Annotated in this window: 12 protein-coding genes and 2 pseudogenes; all 14 read left to right on the top strand. The window is 35.4% G+C overall.

Features of this window, described 5'->3' with window-relative positions; translation table 11 throughout:
• Window positions 1-56: 56 nt before the first annotated feature.
• The 14 genes and pseudogenes from esaA (at window position 57) to MHH45_RS07885 (ending at window position 17,120) form a co-directional block, all read left to right on the top strand.
• Window positions 57-3,668, top strand: a complete 3,612-nt coding sequence (esaA, locus tag MHH45_RS07950) for a type VII secretion protein EsaA (protein ID WP_088094596.1) — start codon at window positions 57-59, stop codon at window positions 3,666-3,668.
• A gap of 40 nt (window positions 3,669-3,708) precedes the next feature.
• Window positions 3,709-4,203 carry a type VII secretion EssA family protein gene (locus MHH45_RS07945; RefSeq protein WP_229161532.1) on the top strand — a complete coding sequence of 165 codons (495 nt, stop codon included), beginning with the start codon at window positions 3,709-3,711 and terminating at the stop codon, window positions 4,201-4,203.
• A 3-nt stretch (window positions 4,204-4,206) separates the two neighbouring features.
• Entirely contained in the window at window positions 4,207-4,479 is a 273-nt protein-coding gene (locus tag MHH45_RS07940; RefSeq protein ID WP_016114210.1) for a hypothetical protein, read from the top strand.
• A 3-nt stretch (window positions 4,480-4,482) separates the two neighbouring features.
• Window positions 4,483-5,658, top strand: coding sequence for a type VII secretion protein EssB (essB, locus tag MHH45_RS07935; protein ID WP_016114211.1), 1,176 nt, complete (start codon window positions 4,483-4,485; stop codon window positions 5,656-5,658).
• On the top strand, window positions 5,636-10,111 hold the full coding sequence (gene essC / locus MHH45_RS07930) for a type VII secretion protein EssC (protein WP_088094597.1): 4,476 nt from the start codon (window positions 5,636-5,638) through the stop codon (window positions 10,109-10,111). Before essB ends, essC begins: the two co-directional genes overlap by 23 nt.
• Window positions 10,112-10,446: 335 nt before the next feature.
• Window positions 10,447-10,878: a DUF5082 family protein gene (locus MHH45_RS07925; RefSeq protein WP_016114213.1), complete on the top strand. Its 432-nt coding sequence runs from the start codon at window positions 10,447-10,449 to the stop codon at window positions 10,876-10,878.
• 239 nt (window positions 10,879-11,117) lie between these two features.
• A complete protein-coding gene (locus MHH45_RS07920) occupies window positions 11,118-11,405 on the top strand; it encodes a TIGR04197 family type VII secretion effector (RefSeq protein WP_016114215.1) in 288 nt (95 codons plus the stop codon).
• A gap of 1 nt (window position 11,406) precedes the next feature.
• Complete coding sequence (locus MHH45_RS07915; protein WP_016114216.1) at window positions 11,407-12,123, top strand: DUF4176 domain-containing protein; 717 nt, start codon at window positions 11,407-11,409, stop codon at window positions 12,121-12,123.
• On the top strand, window positions 12,124-14,184 hold the full coding sequence (locus MHH45_RS07910; RefSeq protein ID WP_088094598.1) for a T7SS effector LXG polymorphic toxin: 2,061 nt from the start codon (window positions 12,124-12,126) through the stop codon (window positions 14,182-14,184).
• 8 nt (window positions 14,185-14,192) lie between these two features.
• On the top strand, window positions 14,193-14,729 hold the full coding sequence (locus MHH45_RS07905; RefSeq protein WP_088094599.1) for a SecY-interacting protein Syd: 537 nt from the start codon (window positions 14,193-14,195) through the stop codon (window positions 14,727-14,729).
• Window positions 14,730-14,873: 144 nt separating this feature from the next.
• Window positions 14,874-15,357: pseudogene (locus tag MHH45_RS07900) on the top strand (SMI1/KNR4 family protein).
• A 208-nt stretch (window positions 15,358-15,565) separates the two neighbouring features.
• Window positions 15,566-15,859 carry a hypothetical protein gene (locus MHH45_RS07895; RefSeq protein ID WP_088094600.1) on the top strand — a complete coding sequence of 98 codons (294 nt, stop codon included), beginning with the start codon at window positions 15,566-15,568 and terminating at the stop codon, window positions 15,857-15,859.
• A gap of 431 nt (window positions 15,860-16,290) precedes the next feature.
• A complete protein-coding gene (locus tag MHH45_RS07890) occupies window positions 16,291-16,800 on the top strand; it encodes an ankyrin repeat domain-containing protein (RefSeq protein WP_088094601.1) in 510 nt (169 codons plus the stop codon).
• Between the two features lie 136 nt (window positions 16,801-16,936).
• A pseudogene (locus tag MHH45_RS07885) lies at window positions 16,937-17,120 on the top strand (hypothetical protein).
• The last annotated feature ends 18 nt before the right edge of the window (window positions 17,121-17,138 follow it).

The raw sequence follows: 17,138 nt of genomic DNA, 5'->3' as shown, positions 1-17,138 counted from the left end.
GTGCAACTCATTGTGCTGACACCTTTTTTAATTTATCTGAAAGGAAGAAATGTATTTTGATAAAAAAATATAAGAGTTATTTTCCATTACTCGTCATTATACTTGGTGGATTATTTCTTATTTTGACTTTCACTTATTTTGGTTTTAAAGATGATAATGTGTACCGGTCTACAAATCAAAAAGTATCCAAGATTCAATATGTTTTAGTGAATGAAGATAAAGGGGCTGTTTTTGAGGGGAGGAAGTATGAACTAGGTGCAGACTTTGTTACTCTGATTAATCAAGATTCAAAAAATAGTTGGCAGACGGTCAGTAGGAATATTGCTAATGCAGGAATTGAGAATGGTCAATTTGATGCAGAAATTATTATTCCTCAAGATTTCTCCGAACGTATTTTGTCCCTTCAAAGTATGGCACCAGAACAGGCGACCATTAATTATCGTGTACGTAAAGGGCAAAATGAGATATCCAATCAAGCCGTTCAAACACAAGTAAATGATATTTTGAAAAATTTCAATCAACGAATTGTGCAGATGTATTTCTCAAGTATTGTAGGAAATTTATCAGAAGCCCAACGAAATGTTAATAAAATTGTTGGAGCAGAAACTGATGCTAAGAAATATCTGATGACAAATATTCAAAATCCATTTAAGGAGTTGTCGGGAGGATTTAATAATTTATCAAATGTTTCGAGTATTCTTGATGAAGATAATAAAGGTTTTCTCTCGGAACAACAAGCATTTGTTTCATCCGTAAAAACTCTAATGGATAGTAATAATAAGAGCTTAGAAGCAGGCAGTACCTCGACAAAAGAAGCCCAAAAATCAGTTAACGAAAATATCAATAAAACAAATGAAAAGTTAAAAGTTTCCTTAAAGCAATTTGAGGATCAATTTAACTTACAGAAAACGCAATTAGAAACCCAACGGCAATCTGATTTATCGGGATATAAAGCAAAATATGATGGTTTGAACCAATCAGTGTTTAACCAACTAGGAAACTTTTATACATCGGAAACAGGTGAAGTGAATTCAGCTGGGGTTTATAAGGAATTCTTGCTAAACGCCAAGCTATTTCAAGAAACACAAACTGCTCGAATTGATGAACTAAAAGATGAAATTAAGCAATTGCAATCGCAAGTTGAAACTCTTAATGATTTAAGAAAACAGATTGCACAAACTTATTATGGAAGTGCAGAAAAAAATCCGGATATAGCTTCTGAGGAGGATATTAAACAGGCGATTGTGAAACTAATGGCTGATTCAAAAGAAAATAAAGTTAATTTAGATAATCGTTATCGTCAAATAATAGAAGAAAGTCTATCACATATTCCAGCAGACACTTTAGAAAAACTTTTACAAAAGTTAATTGCTGAGAATATTATAACTGATTCACAATCCAAAAAATTCCAAGATGAGCTAACTATAGTTCGGCGTTATGCGAAAAATTTTGAAAAAGAAATAGGAAAGGAAGGAAACTTTTCCTATCTAGAAGCTAATTCTGAACATGACTCTATAATTTCTATAAATAGTAGGGAGGTCACTATATCTATTGATCCAACAAAAGATAATAGAATCTCTTTGGAGGCAGACCATACAGAACAAGGAAGTCTAGGAATAAGAAATTTGACGGATCTTTTATCAGTGTTAAAAACAGAATTGGATCAAAAACTCAAATCATATGGGTACATTTCTGAGTGGAGTGAAGTTTCTAATCATGAATTCAGTATTTCATTGAAAAAGAACCCCACAGAAACAGAGCCGAAACCGGGAACAGAGCCGAAACCGGGAACAGAGCCGAAACCGGGAACAGAGCCGAAACTGGAAACAGAGCCGAAACCGGAAACAGAGCCGAAACCGGGAACAGAGCCGAAACCGGAAACAGAGCCGAAACCAGAAACAGAATCGAAACCGGAAGCAGAGCCGAAACCAGAAACAGGATCGAAACCAGAAACAGAAAATGATCCTAATAGGCCAACCTCTGAAGAAAAGGATCTTCCGTCGTTACCTTCAAGTTTTAGTCTAACGTTTAAGGCGGATTTAGATTGGACTTTGGATGAAGAAATGAAGAAAAACTCTTTTGTCTCTGTTGATTATTCATGGATTGTTAATGAGCAAACTCAAGTGAATTCCAGTTATGCAGAATATATAGACGTAAATAAGAGTTTAATATCTGACTTACCTGAGTTATTGAAACAATTTCAAATGCTTGATAGCACTGCACAGCAAATTGTTACCTTATTTGGTAACCCAGAAAATTCCATATCTATTGATAGCTATGCAGATATGATTAACAAAACTGAAAATCAAGAGAAGACTCTTGAAGAGTTGGCAAATCCAAACTCTGTTTATCGTATGTATAACAATATCACAGATGAACAAAAGAGAGATGCTATTACAGATAAAATTTATGAAGAATTTAAGAATAAAGGAAATCAACTCTATACAGATATTGAAGACCAAATAAAAGATTTACAAGAAACAATTGGATCAACAACGGATAAAAATGATGATGAAACGAAAAAAACATTATATAGAACTTTAAATCTAATGACTGAACCTCAGAAGTTTCTGAATGAAGCAGACAAGTTAAATAATTGGTTTGTGAAAGCCAATCAACAGATTAATGAAACGTATCAATCAGGGAAAGAAAATGAAAAAATCCAAGAAGAATCTGTAAACAGTGCAGAAAATCTACATCCTGCAGAGAACGATACAATATCAACTTCTTCAGAAACAGATAGCTTAGTAAAAGAAATGGAAGATTTAGTTCAGAGTTCAAAGAACTCGTCTGAAAGTATAGAAAAATCTGCAGCGAAAGCTCATGACATTTCTCCAAAAATTCAGGAGTTAAAAGAAACTACAGATAATGTTCAAAAAAATGCAGATACTGTTTTGAATAATTTAAATACTTCAGTCACTCAAATTCAAAAGAATACAAGTAAAAATGAACAATACTCAGAAGAGTTTAGCAAAGTACTTTCTAATACCAAACAAGGTGGAGCAGATAATTATAAAGTATTCAATTTTCTATCAGACCCACTTGCTACAAAAGGAAGTTTTGAAGCTACTCGCCAAACGTCTATTATTCCTTACTATATGACGCTTGTTGGAGCTGTTCTTTCAGTCATTACCGGCATTTCCTTATGTCGTACTATTCAACGTAGAGAAATTACGAAAGATATGGTTTTTATTACACCTACAAGGGCATGGCTAAATGTTCCTAATGTTATGAAGGTAACAGGTGTCAGTCTAATTATCTCACTATTCTTTGCTGGAATAACTACTTTTAGTATTTTGAGAGTGTTTAATATCTCTTGGTTTAGTTACACGTTCCTAAATATTTTAGGTGGAACTTTATTAATAACAGGTTTTTCTCGTCAGTTTAAAAATATAACACTCTATGTTTGTGTTTCACTTTTAGGATTATATCTCATGTTAACACCATTATTAGGAATGCATACTCGTCCGGGTAGTATTGTCGATTTACTTTATCGTTTTTCACCGCTTCAAAACATAGAAAATGGTTATACAGCACTAAGCAATGGTATTCATGTTGGATGGGAAAGTTACTTGTTATTGGTAATTATTATTGTTGTAGGAATTGGTACGAATTTCATTGCTTTTCCAGGTGTGAAAAAGTCAGAGAAAGCTGAACAAGAGCAATAGCTTATGTTGTTAGGAGAAAGGATGTACGAATTTGGAAAAAATGATAAAACCAAAATTTCTCGTTTTTTCTCTTCTAATTTCTTTTTGTGTGACAAATCTTTTTACTAGTTTTAGCAGTCTAGCTTATGCTGAAGATGGAAAACTAACGATTCATAACAACGTGATTTATGAAAAAGAAAATCATAAAAATAATAATTCTGTTACAGGGATAGAAGATTTGTTTTTAAAAGACAAAAACACAAAAAATAAGGAACTTGAGAAAGAAAATAGAAAGAGTACTTCAAGTATAAAAGAAAAAGTATTTCTTACCGATGAGAGTGTAGAAAAGAAACCACAGGATACAATTACCAAGCAGCTGTTTTCTAAAGACTACACAGCTTCTAATGAAAATGAAGCAACTGTGGAACATACCAATTATGAAATTCCTAGATGGACCTTCTGGATACTGTTAAGCATGGGTGTAACTGGAATATTAATTTTAGGCTGGTTATTAGGTAAAAGATTTTCAAACCTATTTATACGGAAAAAGGAGTAAACAATGGCAGAAAGAACAATGATTAATATCGAACTTCATGTTAATGAGCAAATACTTGATTTAACAATACCTAATCAGGTTTCTTCTAATAGATTGAAAGAACTATTGGGTGATTCATTATCTTTAGTAAATATAGAATTGCCCACTCATTTTTCATTGGAAGTAAAAAATAAGCCAATTCGTTTAGATGAAAATGTTATATTGGCGAAATATCCATTGGCGGATGGTGATCAATTAGCCGTAAAAGAAATTATAGGGAGTTTGGAGGAACACTAGAGTATGGGGGAAATGAAAAATAGTTTGATAGGTATTAAAGAGGAAACTACATCTACTTTTATTAAAGTGCACTTAACAGCTAATCAATATTCTTTGTCAGGTGTAAAGCAATTCCAGTTATTTTTAAATAAAGCACCACACTTTTTGACTGGAAAGATAGAAGTGGCGAATGAAGAACAGGTCATTATCACTTATGAAAAAGATGAATTATCTTTTTCGCTTGAACAATATGTTAAAAAATTAGATGAATTTGATCGCCTTCTTTTAGCACAAAAAGTAAATTTCTTAAAAGAATATCTTAACCAACCAGTAACGCCATTTATCCATCCTAAAAATATCTTTATTTTTGGGGAAGAGTTGTTTATTGGTCATCGTGGCGTAATGAATACCGTTATTCCTTATCTTTCAACAGAAGAAGTATATCTAAAACAATACAAGGCATTACTTCTTTATATTTTAAATCCAAAACTGGATTTTGAGAATCTAATTGATGGGGCCGGTGCAGTCCGAGATCCTTTTTCCGAAAAAATTCAAGAATCTTCTTCGTTTGAAGAGATAGACAAGTTACTAATGGAAACAGTTGCGATTCAAAAGGAAAAAAGAAATGCTACAAGCATACTGGTGAAAAGTAGGAATTACACTGTTTTTAAGTGGGGAACAATTATTCTTGGTCTTGCAACATTAGGTCTTTCAATAGGGGTAGGGATATATTCATTAAATATTGTACCTCAGCAAAAACGAATCATAAGTGCCGAATCAAAGTTTATTTCAAATAATTATTCAGATGTTCTAGATTCTTTAAAGGAAGACAAACCAGAGAATCTTCCTAAAAGCGCACTATATGTGTTAGCAGTGAGCTCGATTCAACTAGATAGCTTGTCTAATGAGCAGAAAGAATCTGTATTAGGGACTATCTCCCAAAAATCAAATGATAACACATTACTTTATTGGATCTATATAGGAAAAGGAGACTTTGAAAAGGCCTTAAATATTGCTAAAAATATTGGAGATAATCAATATATTCTTCACGCCTATACAAAAGTTTATGATGTAACAAATGCAGATAACAAGATGAATGGTGCGAAGAAACAAGAATTACTTTCGAAATATAAGGAAGAGATGGAAAAGTACATGAAGTTATTGGAGGGTAAGACGGATGATCAGAAATCTAAACAATAGATTATCTAGTGAAGGTGTACCAATTGATGATCAAATTGTAAATAAAGCGTCTGTACTCTATGATATTTTTTCATTTGGTCATATATTTTCGCGTCACGAACTAACAATGTCAAAGCCATCACTTAAGATTGGTAACCATGAAATTTCTTTTGATGGCACGCATTTGTTCTTGGATCAAGATCCATGGACAGGTGATATGAAGGACGGAATTCTCGCGTTACCTCATGAAAAATTAGAAGTTTTAACTACTATCAAGCCGAAAACAAATTTTGTGATTTCTTCTTCAAAGGACTCAGGAATCACCATTCCGACTAAGGCTTTTGCCCTGGTCACATTTAATGAAAAGAATGAAACTTACCAGTTAAATCTGTTTTCAAATGGGGTAGTAGTTTACTTTAATGGAAAGAAAGTAGATCGATTAGAAAAAGTTTTGTCTGTAGGGGATCAACTTGTTATTGATGGTGTGCTTATTGAATTGAGAGAAAAACAATTTAAGTTGTGTAAGATAACCAATGAATTTTCACTAAATTCTTGGGAGATTATTAACGAGATATTTATTCCAGAATACCCCAAAAATTTCCCTGAATTTAGACGTAGTCCAAGAATTCATTTACGAGAGCCTAAAGAAGAGATAGCAATTCAACCTCCAAGAGCTGAGGAAACTGATGGGAGAAGTGATTTATTGCGTACGATTGTTCCGCCATTGGCAATGGTTGTTTTAAGTGGTGCAACGAGCGTATTAAGTAATGGAAACCCTATTATGATGTTAAGCATGGGGGGGGTAAGTTTACTCACGGCAGGGTTCTCTGTTTCAAGTTATATTACGAATAAGAAAGAAGTGAAACAAAAGAATCTTAAGCGAAGTGAGTACTATGAAAAGTATCTTATTCAAAAGGAAAAAGAATTGTCGTTGCTCTCTCAAAAGCAATTTGAAGCTTTAACGTATAACTTCCCTGACATGGATTCATTGTCTTTGATGACAAAAGAATATAGTCCACGAATTTATGAAAAAACTATGACAAATGCTGATTTTATAAGTATTCGTTTGGGTCATGGAGAGATTCAAAGTAGTTATAAAGTCAGTTATCATTCAAGAGAAGAAGATGATGCTTTAAGTAATTTTGCAGAAGAAAAAATTGTTTGGCCACATCAAACGTTAAAAGATGCACCTATTGCCATCTCGATGTTAAATCAAACGTTAGGACTTGCAGGAACAAAAACAGTACTACGAATAGCTGTACAGACAATATTATTTCAGCTTTCCGTTTTACATTCTTATAGAGATGTAGAATTTGTAGCATTAGTTCCAGAAGAAGATTATCAAGATTGTTGGCATGCATGGCGTTGGTTGCCACATTTTCAAATACGGAGCTTAAATTTACGAGGAATTATTCATAATTCACAGACACGTGACATGGTTTTAAACTCGTTCTATCAGTTGTTAACAAAACGTCGGCAACAAGTCAAAGAGGCGGGCAATGAGAAAGTAACCTTTGCTCCGCATTATATGTTTACGATTTTAGACGAGAGCTGGCTCTCTGGGCATGGATTAAATGAATTTTTAGCTGAAGATATGAGTCAATACGGTGTTACGGTCATTTGGGGGAAAGACGCGTTAAACATGTTGCCAGAGACAGCAACCACAGTTATTGATTATCAAAGTAACGAATCCGCGGTATTAATTAATAATAATAATGAGTACGTGAATCAACTTTTTGTTCCCAACCATTTACCTAAAAGTTATCCAATTGAGCAAGCAATACAACGCTTAGCTAATTTAGAACATGTTGAGGTAGAGAAAAATGCGATTCCAGAATCGATTGACTTTCTAGAATTATATGATGTAAAAAATGTTGGAGAGTTAAATATTAGTACTCGTTGGCAAAAAGCAGACACTTCAAAGTCATTAGCTGTTCCTTTGGGTGTTCGAGGAAAAGATGACATTGTTTATTTGAATTTACACGAACGAGCACATGGCCCACATGGACTCGTGGCAGGTACAACAGGATCTGGTAAATCGGAAATTGTCCAAAGTTATATTTTATCTTTAGCAGTAAATTTTGCACCAGAAGACGTTGGCTTTTTACCGATTGATTTTAAGGGTGGAGGTATGGCGAATTTATTTAAGAATTTACCACATCTGTTAGGATCGATTACAAACTTAGACGGTGCAAGTTCTGCAAGAGCATTACAAAGTATTCGAGCAGAATTGCAAAAGAGACAACGGAAATTTGGTGAATTTGGTGTTAATCATATTAATGGGTATACCAAGTTGTACAAACAGGGAAAAGAAATTACTGATCCTGTAGAAAAGAAAAAATATCCATCAGAGCCATTACCGCACCTTTTCTTAATCAGCGATGAATTTGCAGAATTGAAAGCAAATGAACCAGACTTTATGGCTGAGCTAGTATCAACTGCACGTATTGGTCGCTCGTTAGGAGTTCATTTGATTTTAGCTACTCAAAAGCCAAGTGGAGTGGTGGACGACCAGATTTGGTCAAACTCACGATTCAAATTAGCATTAAAAGTAGCCGATCCAAGTGATTCAAATGAAATTATTAAAACACCTGATGCAGCAACGATTACTCAACCAGGACGAGCGTATTTACAGGTCGGAAACAATGAAATTTATGAACTGTTTCAATCTGCGTGGAGTGGAGCAACTTATAATCCAGATGCACAATATGAAGAAAAAGTAGACGAAAGAATTTGGCTAATTAATCAATTGGGCCAGCACGAATTGTTAACTACAGATTTATCTCAAGATGATGAAGTGTCCATGAAAAAGGAGGAAAAACAAACGCAATTGGACGCGATTGTAGAAGATATTGTGATTCATGCTGAAAAAACAAATGCAGTTCTTCCTGAAAAACCTTGGTTACCTCCATTAAAAACAGAAATTGATAGTCCGAAGATTAATGTAGTAACTTCAGGGAATTTGAAAAGAACTCTTTCAGTTCCATTTGGTTTGATGGATATTCCATCAAGACAAGAACAAATTGACTTTTTACTTAATTTAGAAGAGTTGAGTCACCTTGCAATCTATGGATCTCCAGGCTTTGGGAAATCCACTGCATTACAAACTCTTGTAATGAATTTATCAAGAATTAACAATCCTGAACAGGTCCAGTTTAACTTATTTGATTTTGGTACGAATGGTTTACTTCCAATAAAAGATTTACCGCATGTGGTGGATATTGTTCGGTTGGAGGAAGAAGAAAAACTGATGAAGTTCCTCAAACGAATTCGCCAAGAAATTCAAAGTCGAAAAGACGCATTTACAGAGTATGGTGTCTCAAGTCTGTCTCAATATGAAGAGAAATCAGGAAAGCAGTTGCCAGGGATTGTTACCATTGTTGATGGTTTTGACTCAATTAAGGAGAGTCCTTTAGAGGAAGCGATAGAATCTGTATTAAATCAGCTTTTACGAGAAGGAGCAAGTTTGGGACTCTATGCAGTTATGACGGTTCTTCGTACGAACAGCTTCAGAATGAGTATGGCGAGTAATATTCCATCACATATTGGGCTATTCCTTGTGGAAGAAGGTGCAATTCGAGATGTTGTAGGACGTGATGCGTTGATTCCGCAAGAAATTGTTGGACGAGCACAAATCAAACTAGACGAGCCACATGAAGTTCAAATTTATTTACCAACTCATGGGAAAAATGATATTGATCGATTGAATAATTTAGAGCAAGAAATTGCACAGATGAATCAGCAATGGAAGGGCACACGTCCTACCAAGATTCCGATGTTATCTAAAACGATCTCTATGCATGATTTTTATGCAAATCCACAGGTACAAGGGATGTTAGATAATCTACAACTACCACTTGCTCTAAGTAAAGAAACTACAAATGTCGTTGGTTTTGTACCAGAAGAACATGGTTATTTTGTAATTGGAGACGATACGCCACAGCAAACGGAATATATTGAGCGTATAATCGTTCAAAACTTCAAACATTTTGAAGGGAAAGCACAAAGAATTGTGTTTAATGGGAGCGAACGATTTGGCAGATTCAAAGAAAGCTTCGATGTGATTGTGTCAGACATAGAGTACAGTACTTTTGTTAATGATCTAATGAGTGAAATAGAAGAAAGAGAGACACAAAGTGAAAATCAACCGATGTTTGTGTATATTCCAGATGCGCAAATATTTGGCGATAAAACATTTATTTCGGATGAAATATTCAATAAATATTTGAAAAATGGTCCTAAAGTAGGTGTTTATTTCATTTTCCACGGCAATCAAAAACAAATTGAGAACAGTTATGATGAATTTAATAAACGATTACGGGCAAACATTCCAGCGGGGATGATTGGAACACGTTTAGTGGATCAAGGATTTATAAATGTGAAATCTAATTATAGTGAACCAACAGTTGAATTAGATGAGTCGCATTTCTTTGTTGGACGAAATGCAGGACGAGTGAAATTAGTTAGTGAGTAGATCATTTTATCCCGCTCTTCGCGGGCAGTAATACTCCCACCTCAAAATTCAGCAAAAGCAGTGTCCAGCTCTAGCGGCTAGAATCTCCGGTCGTTTCGCTCCCTCGGACGAGGCCAAAAGCGCCTCTCTGCCTTGAGCTCCAACGTCCTGCGATTCTGAGCGAGCCGCTTCCGCTTTTCTTAAGAAGTTAGGTGGCAGATAAACTGCTGGCATGCGCCCGATTGGTGAGAGCTGATTAAGGTTTCACTTTATCTGCGAGTGGTGTGTATGGCTGAGTAGTTACAAACAGAAAGATAGTCTTGATAGGGAAATAGATTTTGAGGAGGGAAAACATTATGGCTCAAGAAGAAGATAAAGCCAAAGAAGCTGCACGAATAGCAGATATCAATGCAAGTGTTGATCGATTTAAGGCAACTTATGATAGTAAAATGGCTAGCCACAGGGCAAATGCCCAAAAGTTAGAGCGCTTAAAAGCCGCAAAGAGATCTTTACAGGGCGAACTTCATCATTTTGATTCTTATAAGAAAGAGTTTACCCATTTAAGCACGAGTCTAACAACAAGCCAGTTCCAAGGAGCACGTCGTAAGAAATTCGATACAAAATTAAATGAAATTAAGGCAGCACTTGATGCAGATAAAGAGGAGCACAATGAAAGGCTAAACGCGATGAATAGGAAAATCACTCTATTAGAAATGGATCAGTCTATAATAGGTGACGCTATTGCGAGCATTTCAGCAAGTATTAGCGGTTTGCGTGCTATGTTATAGAAAAAGGTAACTACTCAGTCACTCTATGAAAAAAAGAAAAAGCATCTTTTTTAAATGAGCGAGAGGGACTAGCTATGTATTGGAGCGGTCAGGGACTATTCCTGCCACGTGCAACGTTTGAAAACAAAGAAAGGAAACAAGGTGCATGGCCATTTTTATCTTCATAGCAGCCATCTGTATGCCGAAAACTTCTAAATGAAATGTGTGGCTGAGTAGTGACGAAAAAGGAGAAAATACCAATGGGGAAAATAGGTATAGATCAAGAGAGATTTAAAGGAGCAGTCACAAAAGCAGAGAACGCAGTTAGTCGGATAGAGAAAGTTCCCTCACCGAACATTACCAAGAATAATCTATCTCGGTTCACGAGTTTTCACAATTTAGTAGAGAAAGCCGGAACAACTTTAGAAGCATTTAAAGGAGTATCTTCTGCTGACACAGGCAAAATGAAAGCCGTCGCGGACAAAATTGTCGATGAAGATGCTAAAATGGCGAATGTAATCAAACAAAATACAGCGAGGTTCGAATAATATGGCCGAATATAACAAACGAGAACTTTTAGAGGTTGTTTTACAAAATGACAAAATATTAGATTTAGAGATTACTGACGAACTATTACAAATGGGTAACTTGCTGGGGAATCAGCCTTCCCTTTTTCGTGAAGTTTACAAGGCGTTTCGAAATCAAGAAGATGTCTTTGAAAACAAACCAAAAATTGGTGCGAAATTCTCAGTGACGTTTGATTATCCGAATGAGACAATTCGTTTTGAACGATTAGAAACGCAATTAGACATTCCATTTTCTCAATTTTTACGTTTGATGGGTTTGATTGATGCGTGTTATAGCGAAATTTTGCCGCTAGGTACCGTTGTGGAATTGGACATAGACATGATGCCAGAGGTAATTCAAAATATGTTCAAGAATAGTGAACTCGGAGAACTCGTGATTTTAACAGGACGCAAAGTACCGTTAAGAGAGGGATTTAACGATTATGTGGTAGATTATCTCGGTTACTTGTGGCCATTTGGTGAAATGAGCAACACACCAGCGATTTATGTGTCCAATATGATGATTAAGCGAGTTGTTTCACATGGGATGACGAATGAATGGGAAGAACAATTTGCTTTTACTTTCTTACGAAGTATGCAAGTAGCAAATGGCAAGTTATCCAGTGCCTTTTTACCACTAGATAAAGCGCTCGCTTTCTATGAAGCTATTCATACTTCACCAGAAAGAGAGGCGGATTAAGTGGGCTTTCAAGTAGATTTAAAGGAATTCAAGGAAGTACTGGAAAAACTCCAAAAAGACACCAGTAAAACCAATGAACAACTTGAACAAGCCAAAAACGCATTGAATGGGATTATTCAGGCCGATGCCATGCAGGGTGAAACAGGAAACGCGATTGTCAACGACATCAATAATAACCAAAATGCAGTTGTGATTGGGTTGAAAGATACCAATAAAATTCTTATTAGGGAAATGGTGACAACTTTCCAGGATTTTCAGTCAACAACGGGAGAAACTGATGAGAATGCGGTTATTCTGGAAGATGCATTACTGCAAACACAAAACAAACTTTCCAATCTTCAACCCAAGAAACATGAACTTGATAGTCGCATCTCTAATATTTACAACAGCGTAAGTGATTTGATTTCACTGAGTATGCCGAAAAGCCAGTTTGATGAAAAACTGGTTGCAGCCAGCAAAGAACTAGAGGATACGATTCAAAAAGTACAGCAATTTGAAAGCAAAAAAGCAGAAAGCAATGCGGAAAACATTCTCAATGCCCTAAACAAACAAGTTCAAATTGCAGGGGACATGGGCAGTTTATCTTATACTGATCCGCAACTTCGAGCTTTCTTTGCGCAAGATGCGTTGGCAAAAGGCATTCATGAAATGGATACACAAATCACGAATGCGGAAAAAGAAGCGAAACTTGAAGCTGAAAGAGAAATGAAGAAAAAGCAAGAGGAATGGGCGGAAAATCATCCATTGGAGGCTTGGCTTCAAGACCTTTCCAAGAGTGCCGGTGAGAAATGGGATGTATTGAGAAAGGGTACAAAATGGGTAGGGGACAACATTCCTTTACTGAAAGACCTTTCTGATAAAGCCTTGGTGTTAGAGGGTTTTATAGGCGCGGCTGGTTCCGCTATTAGTGGGATAGCGATAGGTGCAACGAAATTAGGTTTCCTAATCGCAGAGCTTGGTGAGTGGGGCTTTAATTCGATACGCGGCGTAGAAACAGAACAATGGAAACTGGACGATATTTACGGAGCAGGTAATACGATAAAAAGTCTTGGACAAGCCATTATCAGCTGGCAGGATTATCCTAAGTATGGTAAGGCACTAGTTAACTCCGTAAAAGGTTATGTGGAAAAAGCATTGACCGATCCTTATGCTCTTGGCGGTGCGATATTTGATATTGGCAGTTGTTTTATCGGCGTCGGTGAAGTAACCGCCGCAGTGAAAGGAACAGCTGCATTCGGAAAATTCGCAGAGGGTACAAAAGTCTTTCAAGCAGCCGCGAAAAGCGGTAAAATAGTTGGTAAGTTGGAAGAAATAACGGCATTAATGAATAAGTTGCCGAGGAATGCCTTGGAGAAGATTAAAAATATTGAGATCCCGAGTTTCGGCCCTAAAACTGCGTTGGCTAGCGCTGGGCATGGAGGAGGCGGAGGATTAGACTCTCTGAAAGATGTTTATCAGTCGATGAAGGAGAATGGGAAGGAGTTTTTTGGTAAGGCTACGGGAGAAGGCAGAGGATTAGACTCTTTGAAAGATGTTTATCAGTTTATGAAGGAGAATGGGGAGAAGGTTTTTGGTAAGGGTACAGGGGATACTGATCATCCTATTAGAACATATCGTGATGTAGATCTTCAAAATATAGATCCAGTTTATATTGCAGATCAACGTACAGTCGTTGAGATGCCTTTTGGAGGGAAAGGAGAAAAGTACACTAATGCTGAAGGTTGGAGACGTGACTTAAAGTACTTTTGGAGGGAACTACTTGATCGACATCCAGAAGCGTTTAGCCCGAATAATAGGGCAATAATAGAAGGTAGGAATCCGTTTACTGATAGCCCTGTTAATGATAAGGTGTTTAGGGAATATTTCTCTCAATATGATGTTAAAGGTGTTAGGGGAGATAAATTAGTTCATCATCATATTGGTGGAGGTGGACAAGCATTTCCTGTGCCTCAAAAACTACACCCAGGCTCCGGTGGAATTCATAATATAGAAAAAGAAGCAGGAATATGGGGTAAAGATAAAGTTTATTCAGAGTTACTACAGAAACTTATTAAGGAGTGATTTCTAATATGAAAGAGGTTATAAAAGATTATTTTGAAAAATTTCTAGATAAATGGATGGAATACAACAATTCATTACCGCAAATAGCATGGAATGAAGATGTAGATGGATTTATATATACAGGTAAAGAAGATGAATATGGATATATTTCTTGGAAACCAATAGAGAAGGGAGTGGAATTTGACTTCGATGAAATTGAAAGTCAATATAACGTTCAGTTACATGATTCGGTGAAGCAGTATTTCAATTCGTATTGGTTTTTAGAATTAACGGGATGGATTTCTTCTTATAATATTAATTTGCACCCCGTTATCCCGGGAGTTGAACCAGATTATTTTATTTCATTTGTTAAAGACTACGCAGAATCTAAAGGTGATATATGTAAATATATCCCAATTGGTTATGAAGCAAATGGGATGTTAATAGTGCTAGACAACAATACAGGTGAGATTTTTGTTGAGGATTTTGAATTAAATGAGTATAAACAAATAACTAATAGTTTAGAAAACCTCATTTTACAATTGAAATTTAAGGATGAAGAATAGAGATGCAATAAGCGAGAAGATGATGTGTAAAAAACTTGATTGGGGTTTGTCTTGCAAGATTTTTCTGTGAAGTTTTAAGCAGGAAAAACTCTGTTAAAGAGGTGAGACAATTTTAAAATCATTTATAGGATATGTAGCCTATAAATGAGTAAAGTAGAATGGAAATTTGCTGATGAAGCTGTAAGTGATTGGTGTGTAAAAAATGGTAATGGAATAGGTATCAAATTTTTAAGTAATTATATAAAATGTGTAGCTGTAAATAATAGTATTAATGTTGAACTAGAATTATTTAATGTGAATAATCGTGAAAATTTTTTGGAGCCTTATTATCTTTTGCTGAAAATAGTGACGAATATATAGTTGATGTATGTAATGACTTTAGCGATACATGCTTAAAAAATTAATTTCATTTGGGTTTGCTCCTTCAGGGAATTTAATTTGCTTTGATTATAAAAATCATGAAGAAGATCCGATTGTCGTCTTTTGGGAACATGAAGATGCATGGGAAAAAGAAGCGCTAATGGAAAGTGAAGGGATTACAACAGAAGAAGCAGAGGAAGTAGCGAGAGAAAATGTATTTTACGTGGCAAGTAATTTCACTGAGCTTTTAAACAAATTGTATGATTAATAGATAGTTGAAATAAAAAGGGTTGTCCCATAAGCCGGTTTTACTTGCTTATGAGATGTCCCTTTTTGTTTTAGAAGAAAATTATTTGTTTAACTGATATTTTAAATAAAAGATTCATATAAGCAAGCTGAGAGCTAGTTTATTTAAAACTGATTAGCTTAAAGATAGAAAACTTGGAAATGACAAGATGTATTAGCTTGGTAAAAGAATGCCGCAAAACATAGATAATATGACAGCCAAAACCAAGAGATTTGAAATCAATGAACATGGTGTAATAACAATTAAGCAAGGTGGTACATATTTCCATGGCTGGGTTGATAAGCATCATATAGAGAGTAAAAAGATTATAGATGATAAGATAAAGAGTGTAGAGGCTTCGTTTGCTAAGGGTACGGGTAACGCTGTAAGCGATTATCTTGATGATATAGTCGAGGCTGGTAGTGTCAATGCCACAAAGATGATTAAGCTTAAAATGCTATTCAAAATAATACTTTTAGTGTAGATGAGTTGTCTGAGATTAGTAAAAAGATGTCTGATTTAGGCATTACTAAAGCATATAATGAAGCATTAATTAAACTTGATTTTGGTAAGTATCTTAGAGGACTAATAGGTGACCCACCTACTGCTATGATAAATCCACATGCACATCATATTCTATTTAAAAAGGTCTTGGCCAGAAGCAAAAAGTACTTGTTCAAGAAGGTTAAGAAATATTAAGAAGGTATGGAATAGAACCGATAATTGGTGAAGAAAATCTTGTTTGGGCACCAAATGCGGTAATAGGACAACACAGGTTTGATGCTTTGGAGGAAGTAGTGAGTCGGTTAAGAGTTGTTGAAGCAATAGACGGTGACTTTGATGATATTGTTGAAACTCTTAAAGATTTAGGAGACATAGCTAGTACAAGATAGTAGAGATACAGGAGGTAATGTTATGGATGAAAAAAGTTTAAATAAAGCAATAAGAAATGCAATTAAAATTGGTGATATTAATGAAGTAAAAAGTTTAATAGGAGATAATCCAGAATCTTTACATTCAATGACACCATTTGGTACGTGGTTACATGTTGCAGCAAAGAAAGGGCATTTTGGAATAGTGGAATATTTAATCCATAAAGGAATCGATGTTAATACAAAAGGTGATATATTTGATGCTTCCCCTTTAAGATTGGCAGCAGGAGCGGGGCATTTGGAGATAGTAAAGTATTTAATTGAGACTGGCGCAGAATTAGATGTGAGCTTAGCAAAAAGAAATCCATTATTTGGTTCGATTTATGGTGGACATAAAGAAGTAGCTGAGTTTCTAGTTGAAAAAGGAATAGATATTTCAATTAGATACACTGGAGAAAATATTAAGAATATGGATGCTTATGAATATGCTAGAGAATTTGGGCAAACAGAAATTGCTGAATATTTAAAGCAGAAAATGGATGAAAAAGAATAGGCTGTTAAAAAGTACATACTCCATGATGGTTGTACCATCATAAAGTATTACGTGCAATGATAGAACTGAAAACGAAGTACGACCTTAGGTGAGATGACATTTTATTGGGCGATGAATATAAACACATGGAATGTATATGAAACTAATGAGCTCGTACAAACTCGTTAGTTTTAACGTAGTAGTTTTCATGACATACAAAAGGTGTCATACTATTACTACAAAACTTACAAGTTTAATGCTACTTAAAAATAGATGAACTTAAAGCACTTGATTGTCAACTAAAGACAACAAGTGCTTTTTATTTTGGGATTATAACATAGGGTACGGGTAAAAGTAGT

The organism is Bacillus sp. FSL K6-0042 (assembly GCF_038006685.1).
Lineage (GTDB): Bacteria > Bacillota > Bacilli > Bacillales > Bacillaceae_G > Bacillus_A > Bacillus_A pseudomycoides.
Note: the sequence above shows the minus strand (reverse complement) of the source record. Positions and strands in the feature narration are given on the sequence as shown.

What these genes read in the sequence shown, in the direction of transcription:
- MHH45_RS07945 (WP_229161532.1), top strand. Translation starts at nt 3,709, where the DNA reads ATGATAAAACCAAAATTTCTCGTTTTTTCTCTTCTAATTTCTTTTTGT.
- MHH45_RS07940 (WP_016114210.1), top strand. Translation starts at nt 4,207, where the DNA reads ATGGCAGAAAGAACAATGATTAATATCGAACTTCATGTTAATGAGCAA.
- essB (WP_016114211.1), top strand. Translation starts at nt 4,483, where the DNA reads ATGGGGGAAATGAAAAATAGTTTGATAGGTATTAAAGAGGAAACTACA.
- essC (WP_088094597.1), top strand. Translation starts at nt 5,636, where the DNA reads ATGATCAGAAATCTAAACAATAGATTATCTAGTGAAGGTGTACCAATT.
- MHH45_RS07925 (WP_016114213.1), top strand. Translation starts at nt 10,447, where the DNA reads ATGGCTCAAGAAGAAGATAAAGCCAAAGAAGCTGCACGAATAGCAGAT.
- MHH45_RS07920 (WP_016114215.1), top strand. Translation starts at nt 11,118, where the DNA reads ATGGGGAAAATAGGTATAGATCAAGAGAGATTTAAAGGAGCAGTCACA.
- MHH45_RS07915 (WP_016114216.1), top strand. Translation starts at nt 11,407, where the DNA reads ATGGCCGAATATAACAAACGAGAACTTTTAGAGGTTGTTTTACAAAAT.
- MHH45_RS07905 (WP_088094599.1), top strand. Translation starts at nt 14,193, where the DNA reads ATGAAAGAGGTTATAAAAGATTATTTTGAAAAATTTCTAGATAAATGG.
- MHH45_RS07895 (WP_088094600.1), top strand. Translation starts at nt 15,566, where the DNA reads ATGCCGCAAAACATAGATAATATGACAGCCAAAACCAAGAGATTTGAA.
- MHH45_RS07890 (WP_088094601.1), top strand. Translation starts at nt 16,291, where the DNA reads ATGGATGAAAAAAGTTTAAATAAAGCAATAAGAAATGCAATTAAAATT.